General features: G+C 70.1%; 18 protein-coding genes. 7 read left to right on the forward strand and 11 right to left on the reverse strand.

The annotated features are described in order from the left end of the window. Positions 1-64 precede the first annotated feature (64 nt). From DVK07_RS12235 to DVK07_RS12260, 6 genes are all read right to left on the reverse strand, one after another. Positions 65-1,225 carry a LeuA family protein gene (locus tag DVK07_RS12235; RefSeq protein WP_199719495.1) on the reverse strand — a complete coding sequence of 387 codons (1,161 nt, stop codon included), beginning with the start codon at positions 1,223-1,225 and terminating at the stop codon, positions 65-67. 337 nt (positions 1,226-1,562) lie between these two features. Next, positions 1,563-2,369, reverse strand: coding sequence for an ABC transporter ATP-binding protein (locus DVK07_RS12240; RefSeq protein ID WP_121597333.1), 807 nt, complete (start codon positions 2,367-2,369; stop codon positions 1,563-1,565). Beyond that, positions 2,353-3,153, reverse strand: a complete 801-nt coding sequence (locus tag DVK07_RS12245; RefSeq protein ID WP_121597334.1) for an ABC transporter permease — start codon at positions 3,151-3,153, stop codon at positions 2,353-2,355. Before DVK07_RS12245 ends, DVK07_RS12240 begins: the two co-directional genes overlap by 17 nt. Position 3,154: 1 nt before the next feature. After that, positions 3,155-4,132 carry an aliphatic sulfonate ABC transporter substrate-binding protein gene (locus DVK07_RS12250; protein WP_121597335.1) on the reverse strand — a complete coding sequence of 326 codons (978 nt, stop codon included), beginning with the start codon at positions 4,130-4,132 and terminating at the stop codon, positions 3,155-3,157. Positions 4,133-4,385: 253 nt separating this feature from the next. Then, a complete protein-coding gene (locus DVK07_RS12255) occupies positions 4,386-4,664 on the reverse strand; it encodes a hypothetical protein (protein WP_121597336.1) in 279 nt (92 codons plus the stop codon). 76 nt (positions 4,665-4,740) lie between these two features. Then, positions 4,741-5,283: a carboxymuconolactone decarboxylase family protein gene (locus tag DVK07_RS12260; protein WP_121597337.1), complete on the reverse strand. Its 543-nt coding sequence runs from the start codon at positions 5,281-5,283 to the stop codon at positions 4,741-4,743. A gap of 248 nt (positions 5,284-5,531) precedes the next feature. Between DVK07_RS12260 and DVK07_RS12265 the strand changes: the two genes are divergently transcribed. Together DVK07_RS12265 and DVK07_RS12270 are read left to right on the forward strand one after the other, a co-directional pair. Beyond that, positions 5,532-6,461: a 1,4-dihydroxy-2-naphthoate polyprenyltransferase gene (locus DVK07_RS12265; protein ID WP_121597338.1), complete on the forward strand. Its 930-nt coding sequence runs from the start codon at positions 5,532-5,534 to the stop codon at positions 6,459-6,461. Then, complete coding sequence (locus DVK07_RS12270) at positions 6,458-7,585, forward strand: mandelate racemase/muconate lactonizing enzyme family protein (RefSeq protein WP_121597339.1); 1,128 nt, start codon at positions 6,458-6,460, stop codon at positions 7,583-7,585. The genes DVK07_RS12265 and DVK07_RS12270 overlap by 4 nt, the downstream gene beginning before the upstream one ends. An 11-nt stretch (positions 7,586-7,596) precedes the next feature. On the opposite strand, the gene DVK07_RS12275 is transcribed toward DVK07_RS12270, so the two are convergent. Beyond that, on the reverse strand, positions 7,597-8,022 hold the full coding sequence (locus tag DVK07_RS12275) for a halocyanin domain-containing protein (RefSeq protein WP_121597340.1): 426 nt from the start codon (positions 8,020-8,022) through the stop codon (positions 7,597-7,599). Between the two features lie 125 nt (positions 8,023-8,147). Between DVK07_RS12275 and DVK07_RS12280 the strand changes: the two genes are divergently transcribed. Then, positions 8,148-8,609 carry a DUF5799 family protein gene (locus tag DVK07_RS12280; protein WP_121597341.1) on the forward strand — a complete coding sequence of 154 codons (462 nt, stop codon included), beginning with the start codon at positions 8,148-8,150 and terminating at the stop codon, positions 8,607-8,609. 34 nt (positions 8,610-8,643) lie between these two features. On the opposite strand, the gene DVK07_RS23330 is transcribed toward DVK07_RS12280, so the two are convergent. Together DVK07_RS23330 and DVK07_RS12285 are read right to left on the reverse strand one after the other, a co-directional pair. Continuing rightward, on the reverse strand, positions 8,644-8,793 hold the full coding sequence (locus DVK07_RS23330; protein WP_199719489.1) for a hypothetical protein: 150 nt from the start codon (positions 8,791-8,793) through the stop codon (positions 8,644-8,646). A gap of 64 nt (positions 8,794-8,857) precedes the next feature. Further along, positions 8,858-10,696, reverse strand: coding sequence for a hypothetical protein (locus DVK07_RS12285; protein WP_233565415.1), 1,839 nt, complete (start codon positions 10,694-10,696; stop codon positions 8,858-8,860). Between the two features lie 84 nt (positions 10,697-10,780). Between DVK07_RS12285 and DVK07_RS23640 the strand changes: the two genes are divergently transcribed. Together DVK07_RS23640 and DVK07_RS12290 are read left to right on the forward strand one after the other, a co-directional pair. Next, positions 10,781-11,008, forward strand: a complete 228-nt coding sequence (locus DVK07_RS23640; RefSeq protein ID WP_233565416.1) for a hypothetical protein — start codon at positions 10,781-10,783, stop codon at positions 11,006-11,008. A 157-nt stretch (positions 11,009-11,165) separates the two neighbouring features. Then, entirely contained in the window at positions 11,166-12,188 is a 1,023-nt protein-coding gene (locus DVK07_RS12290) for a phosphotransferase family protein (RefSeq protein ID WP_121597342.1), read from the forward strand. 37 nt (positions 12,189-12,225) lie between these two features. Here DVK07_RS12290 and DVK07_RS12295 read toward each other — a convergent pair whose 3' ends face one another. Then, positions 12,226-13,023 (reverse strand): aldo/keto reductase, encoded by a 798-nt coding sequence (locus DVK07_RS12295; protein WP_121597343.1) that lies wholly within the window; start codon positions 13,021-13,023, stop codon positions 12,226-12,228. A 118-nt stretch (positions 13,024-13,141) separates the two neighbouring features. Between DVK07_RS12295 and DVK07_RS12300 the strand changes: the two genes are divergently transcribed. Further along, positions 13,142-14,053, forward strand: coding sequence for a DUF5821 family protein (locus DVK07_RS12300; RefSeq protein WP_121597344.1), 912 nt, complete (start codon positions 13,142-13,144; stop codon positions 14,051-14,053). Between the two features lie 42 nt (positions 14,054-14,095). On the opposite strand, the gene DVK07_RS12305 is transcribed toward DVK07_RS12300, so the two are convergent. Beyond that, a complete protein-coding gene (locus DVK07_RS12305) occupies positions 14,096-15,616 on the reverse strand; it encodes an aldehyde dehydrogenase family protein (RefSeq protein WP_121597345.1) in 1,521 nt (506 codons plus the stop codon). Between the two features lie 89 nt (positions 15,617-15,705). On the opposite strand from DVK07_RS12305, the gene DVK07_RS12310 reads away from it, so the two are divergent. Continuing rightward, a complete protein-coding gene (locus DVK07_RS12310) occupies positions 15,706-16,443 on the forward strand; it encodes a helix-turn-helix domain-containing protein (RefSeq protein WP_121597346.1) in 738 nt (245 codons plus the stop codon). The last annotated feature ends 12 nt before the right edge of the window (positions 16,444-16,455 follow it).

The raw sequence follows: 16,455 nt of genomic DNA on the forward strand, positions 1-16,455 counted from the left end.
TCAGAGTGCTCCCGCGACCGCAGACGCGGTCGCTCGGGGGGCGATCCGGTCGGGGAGGAGGTCATCAGACCCGGACCTCCTCCTCGCGCGTGACGTCCGCCTCCTCGGCGAACCGCTCGACGTCGCCGGCGGTCACCTGCCGCTTGCCGGCGCCGTACTCCTTGACCCGCTTCGTAATCGCCCGGACCTCGCTGTCCGTCGGGTCGAACCCGGCCTCCACCAGGTGCTTGCGCACGCTGTGGGTGCCGGTGTGTTTGCCCAGCACGAACTCGCGCTCGGCGCCCACCATCTCCGGGGTCATCACGCCGGTCTCGAACGTGTCGGCGTTCTCGATGACGCCGGCGGCGTGGATGCCCGACTCGTGGGCGAACGCGTTCCGCCCGGTGACGGGCTTGTTCGCCGGCACCGGGATGTCCGAGGCCTCCTCGACGATCCGGGCCAGCTTGGTGATCTGGGTCGTGTCGATGCCGGTGTCGACGCCGTAGACGGACTCGACGGCCATGACGACCTCCTCGTAGGCGGCGTTGCCGGCGCGCTCGCCGATCCCGTTGACCGACACCTGCGCCTGCTCCGCGCCGTTCTCGAAGCCGGTGACCGCGTTCGCGGCGGCCATGCCGAAGTCGTCGTGGGTGTGGACGTCGACGCGCGCGTCGGTCGCCTCGACGACGGCGTTGACCGTCTCGCCGAAGCTGGTCGGCATCCCCACGCCGCAGGTGTCGGGGATGTTGATCCAGTCGGTGCCGGCGTCGGAGACGGCCTCGACGATGTCGATCAGGTAGTCCGGGTCCGTCCGGGTGGCGTCCATCGGCGAGAACATGCACTCGACGCCGGCGTCTCTCACCTGCTCGACGGCGTCGACCGCGCGCTGCTTCGCCTCCTCGCGGGTCGCGTGCATCGAGTCCTCCAGCTGAACGTCGCTGGTGGAGACGAACACGTGGACCATCTCGACGCCGGAGTCGATGGCGGCGTCGATGTCCCCCTCGACGACCCGCGCCAGCCCGCAGACGGTGGTGTCCGTCGCGGCGGCGATGTCGCTGACGGCCTCGAACTCCGCGTCCGAGTTGACCGGGAACCCCGCCTCGATGACGTGGGTGTTCATGTCGTCCAGCGTCGCCGCTATGCGGCGTTTCTCGTCGTAGCTGAACGACGTCCGTGGTGACTGTTCTCCGTCTCGCAGGGTCGTGTCGAAGATCCTGACAGGACCTATATCGACGTTAGAAGCTATCGTGCCCTGGAAGAACTCGATCCGCCGGGGTGTCCGACGAAGCCTCCGTGATGTCTGTCATCGACTCACAGCAAGACGGTCGGGTACTTAACGGTTTGGACGATCGCAAAATCGGAGCGGACCGGCAGTTCGGCGCGGCGACGGATGGGAGCGAAGAATCGCATGACTCCGCGGGTGTCAATACACCTTAAGGAGATTATACACACACCGGAGATCGGTGACGTATTCCGATCCGAAAGCCGGTTAATAAGGCGGATCGACGTTCGTTTCGTTTCGGCTTCGGCCGGCGCGCGGTGCGCGCCCCCGCTCCGGGTCGGGAGCGCGCCGTCCGGAGTCGCTACCGACCGAGCGCCTCCGTCACCTCGCGCCGGAGCGCGACCAAGTCGGCGTCCGCCCGGTCGCGGGGGCGGTCGATGTCGACGTCGACGACGGACTCGACCGTGCCGGGCTGGCCGCCGAGGACGACGACGCGGTCCGCCAAGTAGACGGCCTCCTCGACGTCGTGCGTGACGAGGACGACGGTCGTCCCGCGCTCCTCCCACACGTCGAGCAGGTGGTCCTGCTGGTCCGCCTTCGTCAGCCGGTCGAGCGCCGAGAACGGCTCGTCGAGCAGCAGCACGGAGGGGTCGTACGCCAGGCCCCGTGCGAGCGAGACGCGCTGGGCCATGCCGCCGGAGAGTTCGTCCGGCCGGCTCTCCGCGAACCCGCCGAGTCCGACCGTCTCGATCAGGTCGTCGACGCGGTCGCGGGCCGCCTCGGTATCCGGGTCCACGTCGGCCGGGAGCCCGACGGCGACGTTCTCGCGCACGTCCGCCCAGTCGAGCAGCCGCGGCTCCTGAAACACCATCCCGACGACGTCGCTGCCGCCGTCGCGGACGTCGGTTCCGTCGACCGCGACGCGCCCGCCGAACTCCGCTTCGAGCCCCGAGAGCACGCGGAGCAGCGTCGACTTCCCGCAGCCCGAGGGGCCGACGACGGCGACGAACTCGCCGTCCGCGACCGCGAGGTCGACGCCGTCGAGCGCGAGCGTGTCGTCGTACCGCTTCCGGAGCCCGTCGACGGCGAGGACGGGGTCCGCTTCAGCGGACGCGGCGTCCGCGTCGGCGGCCGACGGTGGGACATCCGCGTCAGCGTCCGACGACACGGTCTCTCACCTCCTTCACGGCGACGTCCGAGCAGTTGCCGAGGAACGCGAAAAGCAGGATCGACGCCACGATGATGTCGGGTCGCGCGAGGGTCCGCCCGTCGCTCAGCAGGAACCCGACGCCCTGACTCGCCGCGATCAGTTCGGCGGCGACGACGAACATCCACGCCAGCCCGACGCCGCCGCGGACGCCGACGAGCAGGCTCGGGAGCGCGGCCGGGAGGACGACCCGACGCAGCGACTCGACGCGGCCGAGGTCGTACACCTCGGCGACCTCCAACAGCTCCTCGTCGACCGCCGCGATGCCCGTCGAGAGGTTGAGGTACACCGGGAAGAACGCGCCGACCGCGATGAGCAGCACCTTCGCGGTCTCGCCGATGCCGAACCAGAGGAGGAACAGCGGCACCCAGGCCAGCGACGGGATGTTCTTCAGGCTCTGGAGCAGGGGGTCGAGCAGGTCGCTCGCCGTCCGCGAGAGCCCGGTCGCGGTCCCGAAGACGGTGCCGACCGCGACGCCGAGCCCGGCGCCGAGGACGACGCGCTGGACCGTGATCGCGACGTGGCCCCACAGCTCGCCGGAGGCGGCCAGCCCGTGGAGGGTTTTGGCGACGCGTAGCGGGGTCGGCAGCTGGTACGCCGAGATGGCGCCGCTCGCGACGAGGAGGTGCCAGACGACGACGAGCGCCGCCGGGACGACGAGCCCGAGCAGCGGCCGGAAGCGTTCCGCCGAGGGGAGCGCGACCGGGCCGATCGTTCGCGACTCGGTTCGCGCGTCGGTCGCCATCTCAGACGACCTCGCTCGCGAACTCCGAGTCGATCAGATCGTCGACGCTGCCGGCGGGGTCGGCGTCGTCGGTCACGAGCCCCTCGCGTTCGAGGATCGGCGAGAGGTCGGAGAGCAGGTCGCGGTGCGGCTCGCCCGGGATCGGCTCGGAGAGGTCGTTCCGCTGGGTGAACACCCGCTCCGCGACCGGCGCGGACATCTCGGAGGCGTCCGCGAGGATCCCCGCCGTCTCCTCGGGGTTCTCGATCGCCCACTCGCGGCCGCGCTCGTAGGCCCGGAGTACGCGCCGGGCGTCCTCGGTGCGGTCCGCGAGGAACCCGTCGAGGAAGTTCAGGAAGCCGTAGGTGTTGTACCGCGGCTCGCGGAAGAACAACTCCGCGCCGTCGTGTTCGAGCTCCAGCTCGGCCATGTGGGGGTCGAGCCCGGCCCACGCGTCGACGTCACCGCGGACGAGGGCGGACTGCCCCTCCGGGTGCTGGAGGTTGACGACCTCGACGTCGTCCTCGCTCAGCCCGGCGTCGCCCAGCGCCTGAAGCAGGAAGAAGTACGGGTCGGTCCCGCGGGTCGCGGCGACGCGGCTCCCCTCAAGATCCGCCACCGACTCGATGCCGGTCTCTCGGAAGGTGACGAGCGCGGTCCACTCGGGCTCCGAGTAGACGTACGGCGTCGTGATCGGGACGCCGTTCGTGCGGGCCATCAGCGCCGCGATGCCGGCGGTCGAGGAGACGTCCGCCTCGCCGCTCTGGGCGTACTCGTTCGCCTGGTTGCTCCCGAGGCTGAGAACCCACTCGACGTCTGTCCCGGTGTCGGCGAACGCCTCCCCGAGCCAGCCCTTCTCGCGCAACACGAGGCTGACCGGGTTGTAGTACGCGTAGTCGACCGTCACCGTCCCCGATTCGCCCCCGCCCCCGACGCAGCCGGCGACGAGCGAGCCGCCGATCGCCGCGCCGGTTCCGCGCAGGAACTGTCTTCGTTCCATCGTGACTCCTCGTACCGGTGCCACTCATAAGGGAATATGGCTATAGAGAATATTCAACGGCGCCTATGATGCTTATTAGTTATTTATTTGCGAGAGTGAGCGCCGTTCGCACGGGCTTCGATCGCCGCTTTGCGGCCGCTGCCGGCCGCGCGAGCGTTTGGGGCCCGTCTTGGTACCTCGTCGAAGCCGTTCGCCTCACGTTCCGGGTACGGGATCATGTTGCTGGTTGATCGGCGGTCCGCCCCGGATACGACTACATCCCCATGTCGGTCGCGGCCTCCGGCACCGGGAGGTCGGGGGCGTCGACGCCGAGCAGCTCCGCGGCGTGGTCGAGCGCCATGTCGAACCCGTAGTACCGCTCCAGCTCGTCGCCGTCGGGCCCGTTTCGGACCTTCAGCATGGCGTACCCCTCGGCGTTCTGCGCGACCGTGGCCTCGCGGCCGTCGCGCGAGAAGGTGAGCAGCCGCTCGCTGCCGGTCTCCTCGTACCGCGCCTCGATGCCGTTCGCCGACGCGGCCTCCGTGTCGGTCATACCCGCGGTAGGGACCGATCCGTGTCGAACCTGTCGGTCGCCGAGGGCGCAGGATCTGACCGCAGTCGGTGCCCCGCTACCGCGGGTCCCAGCCGTGGAACTCCGTCCCCGGCTCCAGGTCGAGGTCGAACGCGTCGATCATCCCGCCGAGCGCGTCGTACCCCTCGGCCGCCGCGGCGATGCCGACGATCGTCCCGTCGTCGTACAGCGCCGCGATCTCGTCGTGCGCGACCGCGTCGACCTCGCCGCGGACGACCGCGAGGGCGTACTCGACCAGGGTCGTCTCCTCCTCGCCGAGGGGCCCGGTTTCGCCGGCTCCGAGCGCCGCGATCTCGTCGTCGCCGATCCCCACGCCGCGGGCGATGTTGACGTGCTGGTGCCACTCGTAGCGGTTGCCGACCTCGCTCGCGACCGCCAGAATGACGAGTTCGCGCTCCCGCTCGGTGAGGCCGCTGTCGGTCCACAGCGACCCGAGGAACGACCGGAGCCCCGCCAACACCTCGGGATTGTTGCCGACCGACCGGTACACGTGGAGCGGCTTCCCTTGGAGCGACGACTCCAGGAGGTCCTCGTACTCGTCCGGCACGTCCGCCGCCTCGGCGTAGGGAACGCGGGCCATGGCGTCCGGTCGCGGCGGCGGGGCATAGGTGTACGCGACTCGGTATCGTTCACCGCGATCGCTACGTCGCTGGCCGCGATCGCTACGTCGCTGGCCGCGATCGCTACGTCGCTGGCCGCGATCGCTACGTCGCTGGCCGCGACCGGTATCGACGCGGCCGGTCGGGCATGAATCGAGGTGCCGTCGGCGCGGCGTTGCGGGGATCCGCGATGGCAAGCTTAAGGGACGCCACGCACCAACTCGCGACAATGAGTACCGAGGTGACCCGCCGGCGGGCGTGGGTGATGGCCGCGCGTCCCCAGACGCTCCCTGCCGCGGCCGCGCCGGTGATCGTCGGCGTCGGGCTGGCGCTCGCCGACGGGGTGTTCGCCCCGCTGCCCGCGCTGGCGGCGCTCGTCGGCGCGGCGCTGATCCAGGTCGGCACGAACTTCGCGAACGACTACTACGACGCGATCCAGGGCGCCGACACCGACGACCGCGAGGGGTTCACCCGCGTCGTCGCCAGCGGCCTCATCGAGCCGCAGGAGGTGAAGCGGGCGATGTGGCTCACCTTCGCTGCCGCGATTCTCGTGGGGACCTACCTCGTCGCCGTCGGCGGCGTCCCCATCCTCGTGATCGGGCTGGCCTCCGTCGCGGCCGGAATCGCCTACACCGGCGGCCCGTACCCCCTCGGCTACCACGGGCTCGGCGACCTCTTCGTGTTCGTCTTCTTCGGCGTCATTGCGGTGACGGGGACCTACTACGTCCAGACGGCGGCGCTACTCTCCGGCTGGTTCCCGCTCGGGGTTCCCGACGGGACCCTGACGCTCGCGGCGGTCGTCGCGAGCCTCCCGATCGCCGCGCTGTCGACGAACATCCTCGTCGTCAACAACCTCCGCGACCGCGAGGAGGACGCCGCGACGGGCAAGCGCACGCTCGCCGTCCGGTTCGGCTACCGGTTCGCCCGCGCCGAGTACCTCGCGATGCTCGCCGTCGCCTACCTCGCCCCGCTGTGGTTCGTCGCGCGCGGCGAGGGCCTCGCGACGCTGCTCCCCCTCGTCACCCTCCCGCTGGCGGCGGCCGTCGCGCGGACGGTGCTGACCGAGATCTCGGGCGAGGCGCTCAATCCCGCGCTCGAATCGACCGGCAAACTGCTCGCGGCGTACGCCGTCGCGTTCGCGGTCGGCCTCGCGGTGTGACCGACGACGACCCCCGCGGTGAGGACCGGATTAGCGCGGTGCGGCGCCGCGCGTTCGCGCTCGATCTGACCCGTCCCCTCGGCACCGCAGACGGTGATATCCGCCGCCGAGAGGGGTTCGTTGTCACCGTCGAGCGCGGCGGCGGGGACGGCGGGCGCAGCGCGGTCGGCCTCGGCGAGGCGACCCCGCTACCGGGGTGGACGGAGTCGCGCGAGGCCTGCGCGGCGGCGATCGACGAAGTCGACGTCCAGAACGGGTCCGCATCCGCGCCGGCGGCGCTCGACGCGGCGTCGACCCCGGCCGCGCGACACGGCGTCTCCCTCGCGCTCGCCGACGCCGCGGCCCGCGACGCGGGGGAGCGACTCGCGGATCGGCTCGCGGACGAGGCCGACGTCGACGCGACGCCCGCGGACGCCGTCCCGGTCAACGCGACCGTCGGGGACGGATCGCCGGACGAAACCGCCGCCGAGGCGGAGCGGGCGGTCGACGCTGGGTTCGACTGCCTGAAGCTGAAGGTCGGCGCCCGCGAGGTCGACGCCGACGTCGAGCGCGTCCGCGCGGTCCGCGACGCGGTCGGCGACGCGGTCGCGCTCCGCGCCGACGCGAACGGGGCGTGGGACCGCGAGACGGCGCGCCGCGCGCTCGACGCGCTGGCGCCGTTCGACCTCGCGTACGTCGAGCAGCCGCTCTCCGCGGCCGACCTCGACGGGCTGGCGGCGCTTCGCGAGGGGGACGACCGCAGTTCGGGGGTTCGGATCGCGGCCGACGAGTCGGTCGCGGCGCGCGGGGTCGACGCGGTGCTGGACGCGGGTGCCGCCGACGCGGTCGTCCTCAAACCGATGGCGCTCGGCGGGCCCGACCGCGCGCTCGCGGCCGCGCTCCGGGCGCGGCGGGCGGGCGTCGACCCGGTCGTCACCACCACGATCGACGCGGTCGTCGCGCGAACGGCCGCGGTCCACGTCGCGGCCGCGATTCCCGACGTGTCTCCGTGTGGACTGGCGACCGGAGCGCTGCTCGACGAGGACCTGGCGCCCGATCCGTGTCCGATCGCGGACGGTTCGCTCCCCGTGCCGTCGGGGGCGGGCCTCGCCGGCCGCGCGTTCGACGAGCTTCGGCTGTCGTGAGCCGACGGTAGTCAGTCGTCGCCCGCGGGAACGACTTCAACCGTGCCCCGCATTCCGCGGGTCTGATGCGGCGTACAGACGTATTCGACCGTCTCGGGCGCCTCGAAGGCCCGCTCGAAGGTGTGGCCCGCCTCGGCGACGATATCGGAGGCGAACGAGCCGTCGACGGCGTACACGTTGTGGCCGCCGCCGTCCCCGGTCCACTCCCATACCACGGTCGTCCCGGCGTCGATCCGGACGTGCTCCGGGGCGAACGAGAACCCGCCGTCCGCGCCGACGGCGACGGTGACGGTCGCCTCGCCCGTGCGGTCGACCCGTTCCTCGGCCGGCTTCTCCCCGTCGCCGCCGCCCGGGAGCACCGCGCCGGCACAGCCGGCGAGCGCGGCGACGGTCGCGCTCCCGGCGGCGAGGAGGGCGCGACGGCTGCTGTCGGTCATGGCCGAAGGGAGGCCGGCAGTCGTCTAAACCCCTCCGTACCGGCCTCGCGGCGAGGCCGCTCGCGAGCGGTCGCGACTCGCCGCAGGGGGACGGACTTTTCACCGCGACCGGCGAACGGGGGCGTATGAGCGAGTGGACCGACGCCATCGTCGGCGAGCGGATGACCGTCGACAACCAGTTCAACGAGCGCGTCGCGGCGTCGCGCTTCTCCAGCCAGGAGTGGGGACTGATCATGACGGCCACGGAGTTCGAGATCGAGAACGCCGAGGACCCGGAGGCCGCCCGCGTCGTCGCGGACACGTCGAGCCTCCCGGCTATCATGCCCGAACTGGAGAACCTCCGGTCGCAGATGGCGGGGATGGGCGGCGCCCCCGGCGGCGGCTCCGGCGACTCCGGCGGGTCGGGCGGCGGCGTCGTCGACTCGATCAAGGGCGCGCTCGGCCTCGGCGGTGGCGGCAGCGGCGGGCCGTCGGACGAGGAACTGGAGGCCGCCGAGCGGCTGGTCCAGGAGTACGCCGACGAGCTACAGGCGCACTTAGAGGAGGTCGGGAAGTGGGAACAGGTCCGCGTCGCCTACCAGGAGTAGCCCGAGCGCCCCGGCGCGGGGCGGTCGGCCGTCGTCACTTCAGGTCGCTGCCGCGGAACAGCGTCAGCTCCTCCGCCTCGTAGATGTTAATGAGTTCGGTGACGATCTCGTCGTACTCCTCGTCGTCGACTCGGAGCGCGTCCAGCCGCTCGACCGTCTCCTCGTCGAGGTGTACCTGAGGCATACGCGGCGGTTGGTCGTCCGGGGAATAAAAAATGTCGACGGATGCGAGACCGGAGTGTCTCCGATCACTCACAACGGCGCGGGTCGTCGGAAGACGTGAAGGAGTCAACGTTTGTCTGTGAATCTCGGGAGATCTCTTTCACCCCTTCCGCGGAGAGGTTGTCGCTCCAGAGGACGATCTCGTCCGAGAATCGGAGGATCGGTGACTTTTCCTCGTGAAGCTGGAGAATGCCCGAAACGTCGGTCTCCCCGGCCTCGATTTCTGTCCCGAGCAAGGCCGAACTGGAATCGCTGAAGACACCGGTGAATCGGTATTCGCCGCCGATCTGTGATTCGTTTGAGAGAAATGACCGACAGACCACGCGGTACGTGTCGTTCGCCTGCGCCTGACACGAGTATAGTTGGGTCGTAAGTCCTCGATCAACGGTGATCGTAGTTGCCGGATCCCCGACGTAGCGAACCTCTGTACTCCCCGAAGAAAGGCTCAATCGGGCTGCGACTGCGATCGGGGAACCTGCGGTGAGCAGTCCGATAAGTGTCCGGATACTGTCCGGCGATACGCCGTCGCTGAGGAGAATCGCGCACGAACCCCCTCGATCGATAGCATCGACGCCGGGCCCGGTATCCTTCACACCCTCGAACACGGTGAGATCGGGTGCTACGATCCCCTCGTCGAGGAGGTCCTCGCCATTGGGGCCGACGTCGTCGACCGTCACCGAGGACCCGCAGTAGACGATATCGAGCTCAGGGTCGGAGATCGTCTCGGTGACCGCGTCGCGTGACGGCGAAACGGTCACCTGCCACGATCCAATCCCGTCAAGTTCCCTCGGTTCGGATAGCGACTCCCGCACGGCCTGTGCGCGTTCTGGATCGTCGAAGAGGAACGCGACATCGACGGTCCCGCGCTCGGAGATCTGTCTCCGAATTCGATTCTCGTAGGCCTGAGTGGATAGCACGGATACGCCCGCTGGCGCCGGCTCGGCGTCCGAGGTTGGCTCCCAGTTTGTAGCCGAACGGGAACCACTCGGCGTCGTTCCGTCCCACTCCCCGTGAGCGGTGTCCGACGGTCCGGATCCGAACAGCGTCGTCATAGCTTGAGGAGACGTCGCGATCCCGACCGGTACATCCGACACACAGGTGTCAGAATCACCGCGGACGCGGATCGGCGCGAGGACATGCGCGAGATGCGGTATCAGTTCTGCGGACGCGGGGACCGGACGCAGGACGGCCTCGGTCGGCCACGAGGGGAGGTGTGGTGCGACGGTTTCGAAGTCAACCTCCAAGTACTCCATCAGCCGCTCGCTCATCGATCTGTCGGAGAGATTCGGAGGATAAAATGGAAGCTCCGGACCGACCGCTTCGTACTCGTATCGATCCGACGGGACGTATCCCTCGGTCCGCGCGAGCGTGTCGAGAAAGAACCACGTTTGGAACATCTCGGTGACTTTCTCTTCGAGAGCCTCACCTTCCGTCGGAAGTCGCTCCTCGTATCCGGTGTCTAATCTTATCGCCGGGGTATCGCCCGTTACCATTCGGGCACCGAGGTAGTAGGATAACGTCGAAAGCCTGTACACGTCCGCGTACGTCGGTCGAACGACGACCTCGACCCCGGTGTCAGGAACACTCAACATGCTGGGAACGTCGAGAGCGTCTCCGCGCTCGATCCGCGGAGGATAACCCCGCAGGGTGGGCCACGACCGTTCGGGCGTAAACTCCTTGATCGAGGAACCGAGGAACGATACCGCCTCGGTCAACGCGGTCGGGTCGTCGGGAACCGTGATCGTCGCCTCGGGCCGCGTGTGGAACGAGCGGGCGCCGATTGAGACGGTCCGTGGGCGGTCAAACGAGAGGGAGACCGGATCGGGACCGCCGACGCCGGTCGCCACGATCTCGACGTCAGTCACGCGGATCAGCGTCTTCGTCACGCCGTTCACCTCGATGCAGTACGACCCGCGTGGGAGTTCCATGGGGTCGTCGAGTCTGGCGACGTGATCGCCGTCGACATCGCGGACGACGATCGACGCGTACTCGGGGATCACCACCGACTCGGCCTCGAAACTAACCCCGCTGTCGACGGGAGACGGGAACAGTTCCGGGAACGCCGGCGAGAGATCCGGCTCGCGGTCAACGCGGAGCTGCATCCGCTCACCCTCGACCGCATCGCGGACCGTGAGCGTCGTCCCGTCGACCTCGAACCCGATCCGCTCGCCCGATGACCCGTCTTTCACGAGCTTATTCTGGTTCGCCAACACGTATGAGCGTGTCGATAATCACCCGGTTACGGGATTCTGAAACGTGTTCCGAGAGTTCACGCGTCACGGGTGTCCCTGTCCTGACAACAATGTTAACACGGGGCCGTGCGGAACGAAACGCATGAACGGCACCCGGTCGGAGCCGATCGAACGAGCCCTCGGTGAGGCGTTTCCGGACCGGACCGTGGACCGGGTAACCGGCGTCGGCCCCTCCTGGAACGGCGCCAACGAGACGGTCGGCGTCGTCTTCGCCGACGGCGGGCGGGCGTTCCTCAAGGTCGCGCTGGCCGACGAGAGCCGCCGGCTCGCCCGAGAGCGCGCCGTGCTCGGATACGTCGGAGAGCACGGGCATCTCCCGGTCCCCAAGGTGCTGGCGGCCGATCCGGACGGCGACCCGGCGTACCTCGCGACGGCGCCGGCGCCCGGCCGGGGACTGGTGGAGGTCTACGAAGCCGCGAGCGACCGGGAACGCGAGCGACTGCTCCGTCGCGTCGGGCGCGCGCTCGCCGCGCTTCACGCCGACCGGTTCGCGAGTCACGGGGAGATCGTCGGCGCGGGGTCGGAGCGCGGGAGCGCCGCGGACGGGACAGCGGCGGACGGCGGACCGACCGAGTCGACCGGACTCTCGATCGAGTTCGCTCCGTGGACGGACGTGCTGCTCGCGACGATCGAGCGGACGCGCGAGATCGGGACCTCAGAGCGGCTCGCGGAGCACTACGACGCGGTGATCGACTGTGTCCGCGCGAACCGCGACCTGCTCGATGACGCGCCCGCCGCGCTGCTTCACGGCGACGTCACGAAGCCCAACGTATTCGTCGACGGCGATGCGGTGGCGGCGATCGACTGGGAGCTGTCCCACGTCGGCGACCCGGCGAGGGACTTCGTGCGCGCGCAAGACCAGCTGCTCAACGGGTTCGATTCGACCGGCCCGGACCGCTTCGCCGCCGCGCTCCGCGAGGGATACCGCGAGCGCGCCGGCGGGCTCCCCGCGGGGTTCGAACGCCGGCGACCCGTCTACGAGGTCGTCAGGATCCTCGGGCGGTCGGGCTTTATCGACCAGTGGGCGACGCACCTCGACGAGCCGGTCGACGCCCTGGTCGAGCGCGCGGACGCCGAGTTGCGGGCGCGGCTCGACGCGGTCTGATCGGAGGGCGGGCTTCGCGGGGCCGTCGGGCGCCTCGTCAGCGGTTCCACGCCGCGTCGTCCGGATCGATCCGGCGTTCCCCCGGGTCGAGCGCGTCGATCGCGTCGAGGTCGGCGTCGGGCAGGTCGACGTCGAGCGCGCGAAGGTTCTCCCGCACGTGGTCGCCCCGCGCCTTCGGGATCGGGGCGACGCCGCGGTCGAGCGCCCACGCGAGCGCGACGACAGCGGGCGAGAGCCCGTTCCGATCAGCGATTTCGGTGATCGCCGGGTCGTCGAGTATCTCCCCCCTGCCGAGCGGCGAGTAGCCGACGAGGCGGTGGTCGAACTCGGCGGCGAGTTCGCGCAGTTCCGGCTGTCGGAACCGCGGGTGACACTCGACCTGGTGGGCCGCGATCGGCGCGTCGAGGATCTCGCGGGCCTCGCGCAGCAGGTCCGGGGTGAAGTTCGAGACGCCGACATGGTCCGTCAGGCCCGCGTCGCGGAGGTCGTCGAAGGCCGGCAGCGTCGCCTCGGCGTCGTACGCCCGGATCGGCCAGTGGACGTACAGGAGGTCGACGCGGTCGAGGCCGAGCCGATCGAGGCTCGCGCGGGCCGTCTCGCGCACGTCGTCGGGCGCGAGGTTCTCCGGGTGGACCTTCGTGGCGACGACGACGTCGTCGCGGTCGACGTCGCTCGCGGCGATCCCCTCGCCGACGGCGGCCTCGTTGTCGTACATCTGCGCGGTGTCGACGTGGCGGTAGCCGGCCTCCAGCGCCGCGGCGACGGTGTCGGTACAGGTCTCGGGGTCGTCGAGCCCGGACGTTCCGAGCCCGATCGACAGGTCGAGCGGTGGCACGCGAGACGGTTCCGCCCGCGGGGTGAAAAAGGCGCGCGAGCCGGCACGCGGCGATCCGGCGGCTCGCGTGCGCGCCCCGTCCCCTACCCTTAATCCGTCGCGTCCGTAGTATCGGTCGATGGAGACCGGTCCCGCGCTCCCCTCGACCCCGGAGCCGCTCCCGCTGGGGGCGCTCTCCGACCCCATCCTCGTCGACCCAGGCCCGCGACTGCTCCGCGCGGTCGTCGAGGCCTACCGCGAGACCGCCCCGGCGCTCGTCGAGCCGACTGTGGCGGAGCTGGCGGGCGAAACGGACGACCGGGACGGCCTCGACCCGTCGGAGCTCCCGAGGCTGAAGCTGCTCGCGGGCGAGCCCGCGGTCGACGCCGCGACGGCGGGGTTCCGGTCGGCGAGCCGGCTCGCGGCCCTCGTCGACGCCGGCGCTGTCGACCTCCGCCTGCTCGACGCGCCGCAGCCGAACCCCGTGCTGGCGGGGGCGGAGACGGGGTTCGCCTTGATCGGAACCGAGCGCGACGGGGCGGGCGGGGAGACGGCCGGGGAGACGACCGGAGCGCCGAGTCGGTGGCACCGCGTCGGCGACGACGCCTCGCTCCGCGGCCGGTACGCGTCGCGGTTCGCGGCGGCCGAGCCGTACAGACTCCGAACGCCGAGCCGGCGGCGCGTGTACGAGGGGTTCGCGGCGCGGTGCGACGAGTCGGTCGCGGCCGCGGTGCTCCGCGCGCTCGACGTTGAACCGGCGGGGAACGAGGGCCCCGACCCCGAGGAGACGCGCGTCCGCGCCTACGCCGTCGGCGCCCGTGCCGGCGCCCTCGACCGCACCCTCCGGCGGGCCTGCGAGGACGCGGGACTCGGGAGTCCGTCGACGTTCACGCGGATAAAGCGGCTCCTGCGGGAGGTCGACCTGATCGAGACCGCCTCCGAGCCGCAGCCGGTCGGGCGTCCGCGCGAGCGGCTCGCGGCTCGCGGCGCGCTCGCGGCGGCCGAGACGGCCGAAGAGACGGTCGCGGCGGTTCGCGGTGTAACGGAGTGAGAAGCGTTCTGACGCCCGCCGCCGGGCGTCAGCCCGGCCGGTTTAGTCGTCCTTCGTCTTGATGTCCGCCGAGAGCCCCTGGGCCATCTCGATCTCCTTCGAGTTGTTCAGGGTCCACGCGGTGCGGTCGGTGACGGCCTCGATCGCCTCCCGGGCGGAAGGGTAGCCGTTGCCGGACTTCTTCACGCCGCCGAAGGGGAGTTGGACCTCGGCGCCGATACACGGGAGGTTCCCGTACGCGAGCCCCAGCTCGGCGCGGTCGCGGTAGTAGTTGATCTGCCGGTAGTCCTCGGAGATGATCGCGCCCGCCAGCCCGTAGTCGGTGTCGTTCTGGATCTCCACGGCCTCCTCGATGTCGCCGTCGTACTCCATGAGCGCGACGTGGGGCCCGAACACCTCCTCCTGAGTACACGTCAGGTCGGCGTGGGGGTCGGCCTCGTAGACGAACGGACCGACCCAGTAGCCGTCCTCGTGGCCGTCCGGGATCTCCTCGTCGTCGAGCTCGGTCCGGTCGACGAGCACGTTCACGCCCTCCTCGCGGGCCGCCTCGTTGTTCCGGGTGACCTTCTCGCGGTGTTCCTCCTCGATGAGCGGCCCCATGAAGGTGTCCTCGTCGAGCGGGTCGCCGACCGCGACCGACTCCGCGACCTCGACGAACCGCTCCTTGAACTCGTCGTACACGTCCGTGTGGACGATCAGGCGCTCGGAGGAGACGCAGCGCTGGCCGGTCGTTTTGAACGAGGACATCACCGCGGAGTGGACCGCGACGTCGAGGTCCGCCTCCTCGGTGACCACGACCGCGTTCTTGCCGCCCATCTCGCAGGCGGCGCGCTTGCCGGCGACGCCGCCGAGCTTCTCTTGGATGTGGTGGCCGACCTCGGCCGAACCGGTGAAGATGACCGTCTCGACGTCGTCGTTCTCGACGATCGCGTTGCCCGCGTCGCCGAACCCCTGGACCATGTTGAACACGCCGTCGGGAATCCCCGCGTCGTCGAACATCTCCGCGATGATCTGCGCGCACCACGGGGTCTGCTCGGCCGGCTTGAACACGACGGTGTTCCCCTCGACCAGCGCGATGGCCATGTGCCAGTAGGGGATCGCGACCGGGAAGTTCCACGGCGTGATACAGCCGGTGACCCCGCGGGGCTTCCGTCGCATGTACGCGTCCTTCGACGGGATCTCGGAGGGGACGATATCGCCCTTCGGGTGTCGGGCGTCGCCCGCGGCCCACTCGACCATGTGCGCGGCCTCGACCACGTCCGCCTTCCCCTCGCTGATCTCTTTGCCGCACTCCTTGGTGACGATCTCCCCGAGCTCGTCGGTCCGGTCGCGGAGCTCGTGGTACACGTCCCAGAGGTACTCCGCGCGCTGGACCCGCGAGAGCTCGCGCCACTCCTCGAACGCCGCGTCCGCGGCGTCGACCGCGCGGTCGACGTCCTCGGGCGTCCCCTGACGGAACTCTCCGAGGGACTCCCCCGTCGCGGGGTTCTCGCTTTCGAAGGTCTCGGACCCGTCGCCGTCGACCCACTCGCCGTCGATGTAGTGCTGGTAGGGCTGCGCCATGTTCGGAACATCCCGTCGGCACGTCCAAATAACCCACCCTACCATGGTCGGCAGGGTCTTTGTCATGCGGTGCCAAGGAAAGGTGAACAATGGCGACAACCGACGCGGACGGGGCGGGGGAGTGGGCCGGAACCAGGCTCACGCTGGACCTGTGGCATCCGAACTGCTGGGCGATCGAGGCGACGAGCAGAACCGGCGGGGGCGTGTTAGCACACGCGATCTACAACTCGCCGAAGACCGAGGCGGACGCGCCGAACTCGGTGAACGGGCTCTTCACCGCGTTCGGGGACACGAACGAGGAGGTCGAGTCGCTGCTCGACGCGATCCGCGAGTCCGACCGCGCGGGGAACCTCTTGGAGCTACAGGAGCGGTTCGGGCGCGCCCGGGACGCCCCCGGCAACGTCGTCCGCGAGTTCTTCTTGGAGTACGACCCGGCCGACATGGTGTGTCCGACGCTCTTAGAACACGGCTTCGTCCACAGCGCGCCGGTCCGGATCGAGGGCGGACGGGAGGAGTGGCAGGTGTGTTTCGTCGGCGAGCGCACCGAGATCCGGGAGTCGCTCGACGCGGTTCAGGAGGCGGCCGGCGCGGAGGTGACGGTGGAGTCGATGTCGTCGTCGGGCCACGCGGGACGAACTCCCCGCGAGCAGCGGCTCGACACGCTGACCACGACCCAGCGGAAGGTGTACGAACACGCCCGCGAGGCGGGCTACTACGAGTGGCCCCGAGAGGCGTCGACGCGCGAGCTCGCCGACGACGTGGGCGTCTCGAAGACGACGCTGCTCGAACACCTCCGGAAAGCGGAGTCGAAGCTGCTGGACCCGTGACCGGCGGTGTCG

The sequence above is a fragment of the Halorubrum sp. Atlit-26R genome (genome assembly GCF_003666015.1).
Taxonomy (GTDB): Archaea; Halobacteriota; Halobacteria; order Halobacteriales; family Haloferacaceae; genus Halorubrum.